Raw genomic sequence first — 15,775 nt, forward strand, 5'->3', positions numbered from 1 at the left:
TTTCATGAAAAACAAAAAAACGTTAGGCGTACTCACAGCAACTTTATTTACGGCAAGTCTTGCACTTACAGCCTGCGGTACAGCCAGCAAGCCAGCGAGCTCACCTGCCGCTTCAACGGCACCCGCTGCCACAGCGGCAGCTACCGCAGCAGCAAGCAGCGCTCCTAAAGCTGCAGAAGGCGGAAAGGTAACGATCACGATTGGCGCATACTCGATTCTTAAAGATTCCTTTGATCAAATCTTGCCAAAATTCAAAGAGGAATGGAAAAAGAAAACAGGGCAAACGGTGGAATTCCAGGAATCTTACCAAGCGTCCGGTTCCCAAGCAACAGCGATCATTCAAGGCTTTGAAGCGGACATCGCTCCTCTTTCCCTGGAAGGCGATATCCAGAAAATCGTTGAAAAAGGCTTGATTACCAACGATTGGAAAAACAAACCGCACAGCGGCAACATTACCGCATCCATCGCTGCAATCGGGGTTCGCGAAGGCAATCCAAAAGGGATCAAAGACTTTGCTGATTTGACAAAACCGGGCGTTGAAGTCCTGATCCCGAATCCAAGCACATCCGGCGGCGCGAAATGGGACATCAACGCGATTTATGGCGCAGGCTTGAAAGCTTCGGAAGCAGCAGGCAAAAAAGATCCCGCTGCCGCCAAAGATCTGCTTACTAAAGTCTACAAAAACATTAAAGTGTTGGATAAAAGCGGTGCCGACTCCCTCACAACATTCGATAAAGGGGTTGGCGATGCCATCGTAACGTACGAGAACGAGCTGATCGCCCGCATTCAAAGCGGCAAAAAATATGTAGAAATTGTTCCACAATATACAACATCGATTGAAAATCCAGTAGCGCTCGTAGACAAATATGTAGATAAACACGGCAACCGCGAAGTGGCGCAAGCGTTCCTAGACTACCTCTGGAGCCCGGACGCTCAAAAAGTTTTTGCTGATAAAGGCTTCCGTTCGGTAGATCCTACAATCGCCAAACAATATGAGAAAAACTATCAAACACCTGCCGGTTTGTTCGATATCAACTACCTGGGCGGCTGGGCGCAAGTGAATAAAGACCTGTACGGAAAAGGCGCGCTATGGGAAACCATTTTGGCTGAAGGCGGCGCGAAATAACTTTTAATTACTTGAAAAAGCCCTTACGATGAGTAGTCGTGCAGGGCTTTTTCATTTTACAGAAACCGATAGAACCTATGTTACGAGTCTCTTTTTAATCTTTATGTTACAAAATGTATCATTTGTGATATATTTAAATAAATTTAACTAGGAGAGTGTTTCATGGAAAAGCAAAGATTTAATCAATTGGATTCTCTCAGAGGGGTAGCGGCATTATCCGTTTTGCTTCATCATTATCTATACATCTTGCCTTCAATCTATGGAAGCGGAACAACAAATTCTTTTGGGCTGAATTTGATTAAGTACTCACCTCTGCATCTTTTATGGGCAGGCACTGAATCCGTAATGTTTTTCTTCGTGTTAAGTGGTTTTGTACTTGCACTCCCATTTCTGAATGGAACAGCTCTATCTTACAAAAATTACATAATTAAGAGAATTTGCAGAATCTATATCCCTTATATTATAGCTGTAATTACAGCTATAGTTGCTGCAACTCTATTCTCAAGATGGAGTGATATTCCAGATCTAAGTGTGTGGTTTAATTCAAAATGGGATGAACCCTTAGATCTGGGATCCATTCTTGGACACTTGACATTAATCTTTAGTTTTAATAACGGCGAATACGATCCTGTTCTTTGGTCACTCGTACAGGAAATGAGAGCATCTTTATTTTTCCCTATCATTATGTATTTCGTTATGAAGTACAACTGGAAAATTACTTTAGGCGCAGCACTGTTTCTTTCAATCGTTGGCTATGGCGGACATTTTGTAACGTACCATATTACGTCAATGAATCTTAAAAACGATTACTTCATTTCACTACACTATCTATTGATGTTTGTAGTTGGTTCTTTATTAGCTAAACATAGATTAGAACTTGTTGGAATCTTTCAACGTTTAAATGTAGCTAGCAGACTTATTGCGGTATTGATTGCAATTCTGAGTTACACCTATGCATGGTGGTTCTTACCTCATAAAGACATCCTGCACATTCAAATTATCAATGAATGGTTTAATGTTATAGGAGTTGCACTGTTTCTGCTTTTTGCAATATCTTACAATAAATTTAAAACTATTTTAGAACTATCCCCCATTCATTTCTTCGGTAAAATCTCATATAGTTTATATCTGTACCATGCAATAGCTATGCTTACTTTCGTAAACTTGTGGTATGGCAAAATGCCTCTTGGTTGGATATTGTTGATTTCATTCGTTGTATCGCTAATCTTAGCAACTGTTTCCTATTATTTCGTAGAAAAGAGTTCAATTAAAATAGGTAACAAATTAACAAACAAATCTAAAATAAATAAAAATACTGATATAAAGAAGATCATTGCAAGCTAAAAAAGAAAGAACATCTTGAAGACCAAATGAAAAATTGGCTGCAAGATGTTTTTTTTCAAGGGAACTGCTAATGAGAAATACAGTAGAAGACGCCCAGCTATTGCAGCCTAGGCGTCTATAGAACTGCCCGAAGGCAGCTCTACTCGATCCTTCTTATCTTCCATCACCATCAAGTAAATTGCCAAGGCCGCCCAGAATGCCGCCTTCTTCCTTACGGCCGCCAGGACCTGCAGCAGATGCGATACGGTCTGCCAATCTACTGAAAGGGAGCGATTGAATCCAAACACGCCCAGGTCCGCGTAGCGTAGCGAAGAATAAGCCTTCGCCACCGAACAGTGCTGTCTTGACGCCTTTAACCATTTCGATATCATAATCGACCTCTTGCGTCATCGCTACCAAACAACCCGTATCCACTCGAATCATTTCGCCAGGGCGCAGTACCCGCTCCACGATCGAACCTCCCGCATGAACGAAAGCCAGGCCATCTCCTTCGATTTTTTGCATAATAAAGCCTTCGCCACCGAAAAATCCAGCTCCCAGCTTGCGCTGAAACGCAATCCCGACGGACACGCCCTTCGCTGCGCAAAGGAAAGAATCTTTCTGACATATGAGTTTGCCACCAAGATCCTGCAAGTCCATCGCCATAATTTTTCCCGGGTAAGGAGCGGCAAAAGTAACCTGCTCTTTCCCATTATAGCTGCGATTCGTGAATACAGTCATGAACAAACTTTCTCCTGTCAGCAATCGCTTGCCGGCGCCCAACAGCTTGCCCATAAATCCTTTATTCTCGCCACTGCCATCACCGAAAATGGTCTCCATCGAAATATTCTGATCCATCATCATCATGCTGCCAGCTTCGGCAATAACGCTTTCTTCCGGGTCCAGCTCAATCTCGACGTACTGCATCTCATTACCTAATATGCGGTAATCAATTTCATGTGCATTCATAATTTTCATTTCCTCCTAATAGCAACTCAAATTTACTATTTGTATACGGAAGCGAAAAATATTGGTTTCAACCTGACTTAGAATCATGAATGATGTTTTACTTGCAATCTGTCAAGACTGCTGCGAATTTCGTTCTTGTTTGCGAAGTTTTCGAGCTTCGAAACGCGCCGCCGCGGATTCAAATAACCGCTTCTCTTCTTCTGTTTCCGGGATGATCATCGGTACCGGGCAGGGTTGTCCGGTTTCGTCAAGCGCAACGAAAGTTAGGTACGCGGTAGCGGTCGTCTTCTTTTCGCCTGTTAGCAAATTCTCCGACTCTACTTTCACATAGACCTCCATCGAGCTGCGATGCGTCCACGTTACGAAAGCCTCTAACTGAATGGCCTCGCCAAGCTTCACCGGTGCGAAGAAGTCCAAGCTGTCGCTTGAAGCCGTTACAACGCCTTTACGAGAATGGCGCATAGAGGCGATTGTCGCGACTTTATCGATATACTGCATAACGCGACCGCCGAATACGGTATGATGATAGTTCGTATCCGCTGGCAAAATGATTTCCGTCAACACGGTTCGGGAGAGTCTTGCTGGCTTTGCTTCCACAGAGTATTCCTCCTGATGTTCGTCAGTTCGTTCTTATCTCATTCGTAGCTTAATTTAAGCTTACCCGCTGCTTCTTTCGCAAGCTTACGAGCTTCATCCACATTTTCTCCGCTGCTTAATGCTACCGCCATTCGGCGTCCAACCTTCGTCTCCGGCTTGCCGAACAAACGAACTTGCGTATTAGGCACAGACAAAGCTTCTTCTAACCCGGTTATCGTGTAAGCCAAATGTTCCCTGTCCGCCTTCAGCGTATAGCTTGCGCCAGGAGTCAGAAGCCGGATACCTGTGATCGGCAATCCGAGAATGGCTCTGGCATGAAGCGCAAATTCGCTCAAATCTTGCGTCGCCATCGTTACCATGCCGGTATCGTGCGGTCGAGGGGAAACTTCGCTGAAATAGACGCCCTCTTTCGCCAAAAACAATTCTACGCCATAAAGGCCATAGCCGCCAAGCGCGTCTGTAATCGTCTTCGCCATATGCTGCGCTTCCTGAATTTGCTGCTCGCTCATCGCATGCGGCTGCCAAGATTCGATATAGTCACCGTCTTTTTGAATATGTCCGATCGGTTCGCAGTAGGTTGTTCCTGATACGGAACGGACCGTCAGCAGTGTAATTTCAGACTCGAAGTGAATGAACTCTTCAATAATCACGCGGGCATTTTTTGCGCGACCGCCTTCCATTGCATAGTTCCACGATTGTTCCACATCGTCAGGAGTGCGGCAAACGCTTTGACCTTTGCCCGACGAGCTCATGATCGGTTTAATCACGCAAGGCGTGCCAATTTCTGCAACTCCAGCACGCAGCTCCTCCAAGCTATCGGCGAACGCATATTTTGCCGTACGCAGCTTCAATGTTTCAGACGCCAGGCGGCGAATGCCTTCCCGATCCATCGTAAGTCTGGATGCTGTTGCCGTAGGAATAACACGATAGCCTTCCTTCTCTAGTTCAACTAGAACCGGAGTTGCGATGGCTTCAATCTCGGGTACGATCAAGTCAGGACGTTCCTGTTCAATGAGCTTGCGAAGCTGCTCGCCATCGAGCATGTTGATGACATGGCTTCGATGAGCGACCTGCATCGCAGGCGCATGTGCGTAGCGATCAACCGCTATCGTTTCGATGCCGAGTCGCTGCGCTTCAATAATCACTTCTTTGCCCAGTTCGCCTGAACCAAGCAACATCATTTTTTTAGCATTTTTGGATAAAGGTGCTCCGTACATAAAAATAAAAATCCCCTTTCAATTCTTTGCATTTTCTAAATAAAAAACATACGTATAAGTCAGTTTTCCCTGTCTGTGAAAGGGAAAAGCGTTACGAATCCAGTCATGATTCCTGTCCTATTGTAAAGGATTTATTTGCTAAAAGATAGATTTCAGCAGCAGTTTGCGCAAAATCGGAGCCAACTGCTGCGGCAGTTCCTCGATGTTGGGCACAACGATGGAGCTTCGTCCATAGATGTTACGCATCGCCTTTTGCTGCGTTTCGTGCACAGCACCGTTGGCCAGGAAGACGCTGATAACCTCAATGCCTAAGCGTCTAGCCTGTAGAACGGCCTCATGCGTGTCGAGGATGCCTGCATCGTTGTAATCCGCTGCCGAAGGCTCGCCATCCGAGAACACCAGCAGTACGCGCTGCCGCTCAGACCGCCGCAGCAGTCTCTCGCACATGCGGCGGATCGCAAAGCCGTCGCGGTTGTCCTGCTGCGGCTCAAGCTGCAGTAGCGCCGCACCGCATCCAGATGCGCAAGAAGAAGCGAAGTCCATCGCGACCTGGAACAGGTTCGGGGCTTCCTTCTCCGTCACGCGGTCCGCGTCCTCCCAGAAGCCTACCACCTCATGGGGGATACGCAGGTCGCGCAGCGTCTCGTGGAACATCACGAGACCGAGCTTGGTTTCGTCCATTTTGTCGTACATGGACGCCGAGCAATCGACGAGCAGCGCGAACGCTGCGTCAAGCTGGGGGACTGGCGCGCGCTTCTTATAGAAGAGGCGCGGCGCTTCTTGTGTAACGGCTCGCGTAAGCCGCTTGTCGAGCCGCCCGAACAGCTGATCGCCGCGCGGGGCGATCCGTTTCCTCTCCAGCGTGCGGCGAATCGCACGCTGCAAGGGCTTCGCGAGCGGCGCCACGCGCTCGCTCAGGCGCCTGTAGGCGGCCTCCTGCGCAGCAGAGGGCCGCTCAGGCGCCAGCCATGTCGCCGTCGCGAGCATGCCCGCGGCGCCTTCTCCGTGCCCCGCGGCAGCGGGCACGCCAAAGCTCTGGCGCCGCTCGCCGGCGGCGCCTGTGCGCTGGGCGCGCAGCGAGCGCCCTTGCGCGATCGCGAGCGCTTGATCCGCCGCGTCACCCTCGCGCGGCGTATCTCCAGCCGCGGCTGTACGGGAGCCGCGCTCCAGCTCGAAGCGCAGCAGCCCCGGGGTGCGGTCGCTGCTCTCGCGGTGCCAGGTCGGCATGCGCTCTTGCCCTGGCAATTGCCGCTCCCCTTCCTGTTCGGGGAGCACATCCTCATTCGCGAGCCGCTTCGCCCGCTTCAGCTCGCCTTCATGCCTGGCAGCCAGCGGATTCTCTGTCCCGCTTTCGGGCTGCATCCAGAAATACTGCACTAGCGTATCGCGCTGCAGCCAATAGCTCAGCGAGTCCATGATCCTCTCGCAGCAGGAAGCAACCTCGGAGGTATGTTCCGCTTCCTCTACTTGCTCCAATAGCGGATAAACACCGGCCATGCGGGACGTCAGTTCATGAAGCTGTTCTCCATGCACATAACTGCCCCATTCGGCACCCGTAAACCAACCATAAATCAGCAAAATAAAGGCTTCTCCCAGCTCGCCTTTCTTCAAGTGCGATGAAAGCTTATGCTTATAATACGAAGCATAAATGCGATGACGCTGTGCAAACACACGAACTGTTCCTGGTCTTCGTCTCCGACAAATCTGCTCCAAGCGCATATCTTCGCACAAGGCAAACAACTGATTAGCCACTTTCGTCAACGAAATTGTCTCACAATAGGCCAAGTAAGAGGTTACAGCCGCTTGTCCTGTATACCACGCGCTCCCCATACCTCGGAGGTATACATCACTTTTCATGCCAGCTGCTTTATCCGCAGGAGGATAGTCTCGCCAAAACTGGCTGACCGTCAACCTAGCATCCTTTTCCCCATAATGCGCGTGGAATGCCGCTTCCACCTCCAACTCCTTGCGCCTTGTGAACATGCGTCCCAGATCAAGGAGCTGCATATGGAGCAGCGAATCTATTTTGTCATCCAGTAAGCTTAGTTTTCCAACAAACATCGCCTTAGAACAACGTCTCCGCCACGTTCATGACGGCAGCCCGTTCCCTTTCATCTTCTAATTTGCCGGCAATCGCGCGTGACACAGCACGCATCGGCGGGATATAGGCAGCCAAATCACAGGCGTCAAGCAATGCCCGAATCGAGCCAGCCTCATCTGGCAGCTGCCCCATTTCGATTAATGTCAACAAATCGGCTGACAATTGGACGAAAATCCCTAGCATCTGGGCATCCTTAAGCACCGATTGGCTCCGAAGCAATTGAAGTAAGTCTTCTCCTTGCAGATAAGGTACATCAACGGTGACGAACCGGTTTTTTAAAGCTTCATTCAATGGAACCGTACCAATATATCCTTCATTAATAGCCGCAACCACCCGGAAATCAGGATGGGCGGTAACGACTTCCCCCGTAAATGGATTCGTGATTGACCTACGGTAATCCAAAACACCATTAATAAGCGGCAGCGTCTCCGGCTTAGCCATATTGATTTCATCAATATAAAGGATGTGTCCTTTGGTCATAGCTTTCATAATTGGACCAGGAATAAACTCGATTCGCGAGTTTCCTTGTTCGTTATGCGTTAATGTTTTAAAGCCCAGCAGTGCTTCTGCATCCAGATCCGTGGAGCAGTTCACCGCATGCAAAGGCTGCCCAAACAAAGCGGATACATGCTCTGCCAGTTTGGTTTTGCCCGAACCGGTTGGACCCTTGAGAAGTATGTTTTTACCTAAAAACAAGGCGATTACTGCATCCTGCAGCACTTCTTCATTCGGCGTTCTAAACGCTGCCGTTCCAATCAGTTTACGATCTTCATCTGTTGTGTTCTCCTGCACTTGCAGTTTTCTTTGTTCCAGATGCTCAGATACGGCCTGTGGCCATGCATATGTAGACATTTTTTTGATTTCCCTTCCTGATTAACTCGTATTTCTTACTATTTATCAGGAAGCGCATGTTGTCAAGCATCATCTCTAAGCAGTCAAGGTCCATTGATCACTGCATGCGCGTAAAAAGCCATGCCATCCCCGCATAAAGGGCAACTCGCATTGACTTTTTCATTGTAATAAATGGCTAGGCCATAGGCAGATTCGTAATTTATCGCTTGGATCACATCATCTTTATGAACATACGCACAGCTGTGGGAACTGCAATACGCGCGGACTTTATATCGATTGCTCATGCATCTGCTTGAACGCCGGGAAAATCCATGTTCAGGATAACCGTAAACGCATCCTCCGTCCTTTGAATCACCTGATATACCTCAACATAGGGGGTATGATATTGATTCTCCGCTTCGTTTACTAGCTCTTCTAGCGCTTCACTTAAAGAATCATTCTCTTGCAGCTTCACTTCTGCAAAATATTGTTTCAGCATCGTCCATTCCTCTTTTCAATCGCAAATGGTGTACAGCCATGGAAAACCCCCAGCTCGTCCATGACGGCTGAGGGCAGATTTCATTAGTTATTCTCAGGGCATTAAGTTATTTTGACCCGTCGAATAATTCGGAAATGCATATTGAACCATCGTGTTAAATTCGTTCAAGTAGGTATCCATCACTTTATTTTGACGCTGCTGCCCGTCATAATACAGCATCCGGTTTACAAAGTGCGGATTGCCCGAAATGAAAATATTCGCATCCGGGTATACGCGGCTTAACGTATGTCTGATGGCGTTTGCACTTTCTGGCGCTAACGGTTTAGTTGAAATCCAATCCATTTGTGCGCCTGCTCCTGAACCAAACAAACCGGCTTCCGATGCAGAATCGTTGTTTTTGCTGAGTATCTGGATCTTGTCGTCCACCCCCATTGCTTGCATACCTCCAAGATCGACGGCAACATAGATATTATGGTTCGTGACTGCTACCGCCGTAGTCCCTACATGCGCCGCTTGAATAAGTTGATCCGCTAAATCTCTGTTCATCGACAAATGCGTGTTAACATGGGCCTTTGTACTATCGATCGTAGATGGGATCATACTATGATGAGGGGCCTGATTCACACTTTTAGCACCAAGCGACGCATTTTCGTTATTGCGGGAATCCGTATCCCAGCTACCTGCATGAGGATTGGCCGAGCTCGCTCCGGCTTGACTGTGCGGGCTGCCTTGCCCGCAAGATGTAAGCAAGCAAACCAAGCAAGTTAATAACGCTATGTTTGCAATGAATTTATTCACATTGAGTTCCATCCTTTCTAAATTATAATTTTACTTTTGTTGCCCTTCATGCTTTTGTGTATAAGCAATTAAGGCGATTTCGTAACCAAGCTCATGTTTCATCCGGGATTCGAGGCTCCGAAGATCCTGCAGTAAGTCCTCATGTTTGTCCAAATCTGCGAATTGATACGAATCTAATCTCATCATTTCTCTAAACACCCCTTTCTGCTTTCAACAAGTAACAGTGTTAATATGGACAAATATCCTCATTTTTACCAAACAAAAAAAGCCTACCGCCGATTCTGCATCGGCAATAAGCTTTTATATTATTTTCATGCATAAAACAAGATCTACTCTTCTTTGTTCCGGGATTCATCCAAGTCTTCAAGGAGCTTGCGGATCGAGTCCGAATCAACCTCGCCTTGTTCCCGGAAAGCTTTTAGTTTCTGCAATAAATCCGCTGCAATCGCATCATCCTGGGTCTGTTCCTCTTCATGGCTCGGATCAAACCAAATATAAAATCCTTCAGGCCCATTTCGCAAAAATGGTTTGTGCCAATGATCGGGGTAAGCGAAGCCTTGCTCGCCAAAAACCAAGCCTAACACATCATCGCTGTCGATCGGCAGCATATAATGGAACGATTCCGGTTCACCGGTATTGGTGAAGTCACGATGCAGATAGCCATAGTGCAGATAATGCTCGCCGGTCAATTGATCCTTAGCGACCTCATACATTTCAAGGTCCGTTTGGAGCAGTTCCTTCACGGAAATAATTCGGGACGCTATGGTCTCTGATGAAATTCTTTGCTGTTGTTGTAATGATGCTTCCAGCATACCATTCACCCTTCCTTACACTTAGATCTCGGATCTTCCTGAGGCGCTTGAAGAACCTTCATGCGAAGAAATCGCATTGCGTAGTGATCGTTTTGGAAGCTTCCATTTATTCATAACAGATAGCATCCTCAGCACAATAATCAGTATAAATAGTAAAGCCAACTGCCATGTGCCCTGCGTCCAGCCAAGCCCTACCAACGCACCTGCCAGCATTCCCCAAACGGCGTAGATCTCATCTTTGAGCACCAGCGGCTTACGGCCTGCAAGAACATCACGAATCATACCGCCGCCTATTCCTGTCAAAACAGCTGCTACGATAATCGCACTGAGCGGGTGCCCCATATTCGTCGCGTAGATTGCGCCTTGTATAGAAAAAGCCGCTAAGCCAATCGCATCGAATAGTGCTTCCCAGGTTTTCCAGAGCCGGATATACCGAACCGGCAAGAAAAACACGAGCGTCATCGCTAACAAGGCAATCTGAAAATTCACTCCCTGCTCCCAAAGCAGCACAATCGGTTTACCGATCAACAGATTCCGAACGATGCCGCCTCCGAAAGCCGTTACGAGCCCTAGTACATAAACCCCAAGTATGTCATATTCCTCTTCCATCGCGACGATAGCTCCGCTCACCGCAAAAGCAATCGTGCCGATGATACTAAACAGCTCCCAGTTCACTTCCTGCAGCTCCTATCTCCTAGATGTCCCAGTCCAGTTGTATTTCGCGCCCCGTATGTGACGAACGATAAATCGCATCCAAAATCAGGTTGTTCGTGTATCCAGTCATAACCGAAGTGATAGGCTGGCTGCCATTTATTATGCAAGCCAAGAAATGTTTAGCCATCCGGATACGCGCTCCTTCATCCTCCTCAGGGATATGAAGATCGACATCCGCTTCACGCTCGAACAGCTCTGCAAGAAGTTTTCCTTTCGTTCCGCGAATGGACGCTCCCCCTTCTGAACCAAGAAGCTGCACATACGGTTGGCTATCCGTCTCAACTAAAGCCGCCCAGCTTACATCCAGCGACAAGGTAGCCCCGTTATCCAACTTGATGAGCGCGGTGGCCAAATCCTCAACATCATAATGACCATTCCAGTTCGGCGTGCCCCAGGAGCCGATTCCTTTTTTCCGCGGGCCGAACTCCGCATAGGTAGCTCCATAAACAGAAACCGGCTTCGGATTCCCCATTAAATAGAGCGATAGATCCAACATATGCACACCCAGATCAATGAGCGGACCGCCGCCGGATTTATCCATTTGTGTAAACCATGTGCCCCAACCCGGTATTCCTTTACGTCTTACCCAACCAGCTTTTGCATGATAAATATGCCCGAGAGCGCCTTTTTCTACCTGCTGCTTCACCTGCATGGAAAGAGACTCAAAGCGTAGTTGATGAGGAATCATCAGCACTTTGCCTGCTTTGCGTTCCGCTTCAACGATTTGCTTGGCGGATTCCAAGTTCAGTGCCATCGGTTTTTCGAGCAGCACATGCTTGCCTGCCTCCAGTGCTTGGACGGCAATCGGAGCATGCCACTCATTGGAAACGGCTATAACAACCGCATCGATCGTTGAGTCAGCTAACAGCTTGTCCGTTGTTGCATACACCTTTTCAATGCCATGTTCTTTCGCTCTTGCTTCAGCTAAAGGTGCATACACATCCGTTACTGCTGCAATTTGCGCTTCAGGGATTTGTTTAAGCACTTCCATATGTACATTCCCGATATTGCCGGAACCAATAATACCCACTCGAATTGGATTGCTAGCTGTCATCTTAGTTATTCCCCCGTACCTGTAATTTGTTAGCCTTTCTTATTATAATTGTGGCTTTCCGTCCTCGCAACTGGGAATCCGAGAAGATTCATGCAGAATGCGGACAAAATGAATGGAATAGACTGGAAAGACTTATACTTTTTTAATAGTTGAACTCAAACATATCTAACATTTGAAATGTATGCTTATTGTATAAGTAATGACAAGGAGGGATAACCATGCATGCGATATCCATCAAATTCATAAATAAAACAATTCCTGTGCACAATTACACGCATAAGAATTCCCAGATGGATCTGCTGTCCAAAAAATTAAAGGAACTTGAGCTTCATTTTGAATTTCGCAAAAAATTAAAAATGATCTCATTAATTGAGATCATTGGGGATGTAGCGATTTTTAAATATAATGACGGTACCAAATTGTACCTTGAAGTTTCTTAATTCTTATTTGGAAAATACTCTTTTTGTAAACTTTCCAGCTCCTGCAGAGAGCGCCCGGCCCAAGCATGCAAGTCCGACAGTTTATTGATTTGCGCCAATAGCGCTCTCTTCAGCGATTCCTGATAATCTGGCACCGTTCCTGCGAATGGACGAATGGTCGAAATGGGCATTAGCGCAATCTCTTGAAAGGAAAGTGCGCGACGCTGATGGAAAAATGCCACGCTGGCATCCATCGGATTATGTAAATCACCCTGCGTTGGGTGATCCTTCACAGCCAGAATTCGCACCGCTGCCTTAATTCCGCCGGTAACTTCAACAACTTCTCCATAATAGACCCCTGTTTTATACTCTGCAATAACCTGCTCTCCTGCTTGCAATGTGGCAGCACTCATCTCTCTAACCTCCTGTATATAAATGTTAGCTTGATATTAGCGGCAGCAATTGGCGATAAAGCTCATCCACCGATTGCATGCGGTATAGGAATCGTTTTTCTTTCCCGCGCTCCATTATGACTATACACGGAACACTCGTAATTTGCCACTCCCTGCTCAGGCTCGGAAGGTAATTAATATTGCTTTTCACGAGCGGCAACTCGGGCTTCATGGTTAAAACAATGTCGAGCATACGCTCCGTAACTTTACAGGTTCCGCAAAACGGCGTAAACAGAAACACCGCAAACGAATCCTGTTCGTCACGGTTTACATAGTCCAGCAGCTCTTGCTGCGATAATTCCTGCATCCTATCTGCCTCTTCCATCCAACCACTCTAAACTTTGTATCGCGCAGTCGATTAAGTTCCCGAAATCATCGATATGACTTTCATCAATTTTGCGGCCGAAATTTAGCGTAATTTGATTGTTGTACATGACCTCATTAGAACCATATTCATAAGAGAGCAGCTGCGATAGCTGCGGACGATGTCCCCAGATCGAACTTAGTTCCGTTCCAATGATCGGACATTCCCGTTCCGGCTGCTTCACCGAAGTGAACAGTTTTACGGTTAGTATACATCCAGGTGCAGCTGAGGTGTTCTCTAAAATTTCTGCCGCCAAGTCGCTAAGATGCGCATGCAAGCTAATTTCGGCCTTACTGGGTAACTTCGTTTTCTTAGTGAATTCTATAGCGAAAGTCCGCGACATGGATGAGAGATTAATTAAATCCGATCGCTGTGTGACAAGAATGACGCCATCTAAATCCAGGTCATACACAGCGCCTTCCAGCACCACTTTTACATTATCAAATATCGTGGGATCAAACACAGTGGGCACCTTCTTTCATCTTTCCTTTTTTTCGATTATACTAAAAGTATATCACGTAAAGAAGGTGTGACGATGTCAGACAAGCCTCAAGATGAAATCCATGCACAAGAAGGTCTCAAAAAAGTTAGCTTAGCCGATGCGATTAAGCAAAAGCTGGCTCAGAAAAAAGCGGATCAAGCCGCTCAAAAAGCGAATACGAAACAATCCGGTAGTCATAATCAAACGGCTAAAAGCCAAATGACCAAAAAAGTAAACAATCAGCGCCGCCGTACGGGCGGCAGCTAGAAACGAATTGCAAAAAGCGCCCTGATAAGCTTTCCGATCAGGGCGCTTTTTCTAATCATATCAGTTAGCTTCCTTGCAGAGGCATGGACTACCAGCTACGCTTAAACGTACAAAGTTTCGCGTTGCTTTTTAACTTCTTCACTGTCGAGGTACTCATCGTATGTGATCATTTTGTCGATGAGGCCGTTCGGCGTAATCTCCATCACGCGGTTCGCAATCGTTTGAATGAACTGATGGTCATGTGAAACGAATAAAATTGTTCCGTCGAAATCGACCAATCCGTTGTTAAGCGCTGTAATCGACTCCAAGTCGAGATGGTTCGTAGGCTCATCAAGAATGAGCACGTTGGAACCGCTCAGCATCATTTTAGAGAACATGCAGCGCACTTTCTCTCCTCCGGAAAGAACGTTCGCTTTCTTGAGCGCCTCTTCGCCAGAGAACAGCATACGACCCAAGAAACCGCGCAAGAAGGATTCGTCCTGATCTTTGGAGTATTGACGGAGCCAATCCACCAAGTTCATGTCCGAATTGAAATAGTCTTGACTGTCTTTCGGGAAATACGCCTGGGATGTTGTAACCCCCCAAGTATAGCTGCCTGCGTCCGCTTCAAGCTCACCCATAATAATTTTGAACAGTGTCGTTTTCGCGATTCCATCCGGACCTACAAAAGCGACCTTATCCCCTTTATTCAGTGTGAACGTCAAGTTGTTCAACACCTTCACGCCGTCAATCGTCTTCGTCAAGCCTTCAACTGCAAGCAGTTGCTTACCGGCTTCACGCTCGGATTTGAAGTTAATGAACGGATATTTACGGCTGGATGGCTTAATATCTTCAAGCGTGAGCTTCTCGAGCTGCTTCTTACGGGAAGTGGCTTGCTTCGATTTGGAGGCATTCGCACTAAAGCGGGCGATAAAGGCCTCAAGCTCTTTACGTTTCTCTTCTGTCTTCTTGTTTGCATCTCTGGCAAGTCGAAGTGCAAGTTGGCTGGACTCGTACCAGAAGTCGTAGTTACCGACATACATGGAAATTTTGCTAAAATCAATATCCGCGATATGCGTACATACTTGATTCAGGAAGTGACGGTCATGGGATACAACAATGACGGTGCCTTCGAAACGGGACAGGAAGTTCTCCAGCCAGCGAATCGACTCCAAGTTCAAATGGTTGGTAGGCTCATCGAGCAGCAGGATATTCGGGTTGCCGAACAATGCTTGCGCCAATAGAACACGCACTTTCTCATTGCCTTCCAGATCCTTCATCTTTACGTCATGCACGGAAGTCGGGATGCCCAGACCGATCAAAAGCTCTGCCGCATCAGATTCCGCCTGCCAGCCGTCCAGATCCTGGAATTCGCCTTCGAGCTCGGCGGCTCTCATGCCATCTTCTTCGGAGAAGTCAGCTTTGGCATACAAAGCGTCTTTTTCTTCCATAATTTTAAACAAACGGGCATGCCCCATCATAACGGTTTTCAAGACTTCGATATCGTCAAATTCATAATGATTTTGTTTCAAAACGGCCATTCTCTCGCCCGGCGTAATACTAACCTCACCTGTGTTCGGCTCAATTTCACCAGAAAGAATTTTCAGAAATGTCGATTTGCCCGCACCGTTCGCGCCAATAAGACCGTAGCAGTTGCCCGGAGTAAATTTAATGTTGGCGTCTTCGAAAAGGGCCCTTTTGCCGTAACGAAGCGTCACGTTGTTTACAGTTATCATGTAGAATATTTACCTGCCTTTATATTAGTTTACTTA

Annotated in this window: 19 protein-coding genes; 4 read left to right on the top strand and 15 right to left on the bottom strand. The window is 47.1% G+C overall.

All coding sequences use genetic code 11. From position 1 onward, the window contains the following. Positions 1–4 precede the first annotated feature (4 nt). A complete protein-coding gene (locus ABRS97_RS06345; RefSeq protein ID WP_367812120.1) occupies positions 5–1,126 on the top strand; it encodes a sulfate ABC transporter substrate-binding protein in 1,122 nt (373 codons plus the stop codon). Between the two features lie 162 nt (positions 1,127–1,288). Further along, on the top strand, positions 1,289–2,470 hold the full coding sequence (locus tag ABRS97_RS06350) for an acyltransferase family protein (protein WP_367812122.1): 1,182 nt from the start codon (positions 1,289–1,291) through the stop codon (positions 2,468–2,470). Positions 2,471–2,623: 153 nt separating this feature from the next. On the opposite strand, the gene ABRS97_RS06355 is transcribed toward ABRS97_RS06350, so the two are convergent. The 11 genes from ABRS97_RS06355 to ABRS97_RS06405 all read right to left on the bottom strand — a co-directional run bounded on the left by ABRS97_RS06355 (position 2,624) and on the right by ABRS97_RS06405 (position 12,041). Continuing rightward, positions 2,624–3,418, bottom strand: a complete 795-nt coding sequence (locus tag ABRS97_RS06355) for a TIGR00266 family protein (RefSeq protein ID WP_367812124.1) — start codon at positions 3,416–3,418, stop codon at positions 2,624–2,626. A gap of 111 nt (positions 3,419–3,529) precedes the next feature. After that, positions 3,530–4,015, bottom strand: coding sequence for an acyl-CoA thioesterase (locus ABRS97_RS06360; protein ID WP_367812126.1), 486 nt, complete (start codon positions 4,013–4,015; stop codon positions 3,530–3,532). A 38-nt stretch (positions 4,016–4,053) separates the two neighbouring features. Further along, positions 4,054–5,232 (bottom strand): formate-dependent phosphoribosylglycinamide formyltransferase, encoded by a 1,179-nt coding sequence (gene purT / locus ABRS97_RS06365; protein ID WP_367812127.1) that lies wholly within the window; start codon positions 5,230–5,232, stop codon positions 4,054–4,056. A 138-nt stretch (positions 5,233–5,370) separates the two neighbouring features. Further along, positions 5,371–6,984, bottom strand: coding sequence for a nitric oxide reductase activation protein NorD (locus ABRS97_RS06370; RefSeq protein WP_367812860.1), 1,614 nt, complete (start codon positions 6,982–6,984; stop codon positions 5,371–5,373). A 313-nt stretch (positions 6,985–7,297) separates the two neighbouring features. Then, the gene (locus ABRS97_RS06375) at positions 7,298–8,185 is read right to left on the bottom strand and encodes an AAA family ATPase (RefSeq protein ID WP_367812129.1); all 888 of its coding nucleotides are present in this window, start codon (positions 8,183–8,185) and stop codon (positions 7,298–7,300) included. Positions 8,186–8,465: 280 nt separating this feature from the next. Next, the gene (locus tag ABRS97_RS06380) at positions 8,466–8,663 is read right to left on the bottom strand and encodes a hypothetical protein (RefSeq protein WP_367812131.1); all 198 of its coding nucleotides are present in this window, start codon (positions 8,661–8,663) and stop codon (positions 8,466–8,468) included. Between the two features lie 93 nt (positions 8,664–8,756). After that, the gene (locus ABRS97_RS06385; RefSeq protein WP_367812133.1) at positions 8,757–9,461 is read right to left on the bottom strand and encodes a hypothetical protein; all 705 of its coding nucleotides are present in this window, start codon (positions 9,459–9,461) and stop codon (positions 8,757–8,759) included. Between the two features lie 30 nt (positions 9,462–9,491). Continuing rightward, positions 9,492–9,647 (bottom strand): hypothetical protein, encoded by a 156-nt coding sequence (locus ABRS97_RS06390; RefSeq protein ID WP_367812134.1) that lies wholly within the window; start codon positions 9,645–9,647, stop codon positions 9,492–9,494. A gap of 143 nt (positions 9,648–9,790) precedes the next feature. Continuing rightward, positions 9,791–10,273 (bottom strand): hypothetical protein, encoded by a 483-nt coding sequence (locus ABRS97_RS06395; RefSeq protein ID WP_367812136.1) that lies wholly within the window; start codon positions 10,271–10,273, stop codon positions 9,791–9,793. A 21-nt stretch (positions 10,274–10,294) separates the two neighbouring features. Then, the gene (locus ABRS97_RS06400; protein WP_367812138.1) at positions 10,295–10,948 is read right to left on the bottom strand and encodes a trimeric intracellular cation channel family protein; all 654 of its coding nucleotides are present in this window, start codon (positions 10,946–10,948) and stop codon (positions 10,295–10,297) included. Positions 10,949–10,967: 19 nt separating this feature from the next. Beyond that, the gene (locus ABRS97_RS06405) at positions 10,968–12,041 is read right to left on the bottom strand and encodes a Gfo/Idh/MocA family protein (RefSeq protein ID WP_367812140.1); all 1,074 of its coding nucleotides are present in this window, start codon (positions 12,039–12,041) and stop codon (positions 10,968–10,970) included. Between the two features lie 218 nt (positions 12,042–12,259). Between ABRS97_RS06405 and ABRS97_RS06410 the strand changes: the two genes are divergently transcribed. Further along, the gene (locus ABRS97_RS06410) at positions 12,260–12,481 is read left to right on the top strand and encodes a hypothetical protein (protein WP_367812142.1); all 222 of its coding nucleotides are present in this window, start codon (positions 12,260–12,262) and stop codon (positions 12,479–12,481) included. On the opposite strand, the gene kapB is transcribed toward ABRS97_RS06410, so the two are convergent. Genes kapB through ABRS97_RS06425 form a run of 3 tightly spaced genes read right to left on the bottom strand, consistent with a single transcriptional unit; the run spans position 12,478 to position 13,739 of the window. Continuing rightward, positions 12,478–12,873, bottom strand: a complete 396-nt coding sequence (gene kapB, locus ABRS97_RS06415; RefSeq protein WP_367812144.1) for a kinase-associated lipoprotein KapB — start codon at positions 12,871–12,873, stop codon at positions 12,478–12,480. The two genes, ABRS97_RS06410 and kapB, sit on opposite strands and share 4 nt — an antisense overlap. A gap of 25 nt (positions 12,874–12,898) precedes the next feature. Then, positions 12,899–13,219 (bottom strand): thioredoxin family protein, encoded by a 321-nt coding sequence (locus tag ABRS97_RS06420; protein WP_367812147.1) that lies wholly within the window; start codon positions 13,217–13,219, stop codon positions 12,899–12,901. Between the two features lies 1 nt (position 13,220). Further along, a complete protein-coding gene (locus ABRS97_RS06425; RefSeq protein ID WP_367812149.1) occupies positions 13,221–13,739 on the bottom strand; it encodes a hypothetical protein in 519 nt (172 codons plus the stop codon). Positions 13,740–13,811: 72 nt separating this feature from the next. Here ABRS97_RS06425 and ABRS97_RS06430 point away from each other — a divergent pair, with 72 nt between their 5' ends. After that, positions 13,812–14,024 (top strand): hypothetical protein, encoded by a 213-nt coding sequence (locus ABRS97_RS06430; RefSeq protein WP_367812151.1) that lies wholly within the window; start codon positions 13,812–13,814, stop codon positions 14,022–14,024. Positions 14,025–14,125: 101 nt separating this feature from the next. On the opposite strand, the gene ABRS97_RS06435 is transcribed toward ABRS97_RS06430, so the two are convergent. After that, entirely contained in the window at positions 14,126–15,739 is a 1,614-nt protein-coding gene (locus ABRS97_RS06435; protein ID WP_367812153.1) for an ABC-F family ATP-binding cassette domain-containing protein, read from the bottom strand. Positions 15,740–15,775 lie beyond the last annotated feature (36 nt).

The organism is Paenibacillus tabacirhizosphaerae, from assembly GCF_040812395.1.
Lineage (GTDB): Bacteria > Bacillota > Bacilli > Paenibacillales > NBRC-103111 > Paenibacillus_E.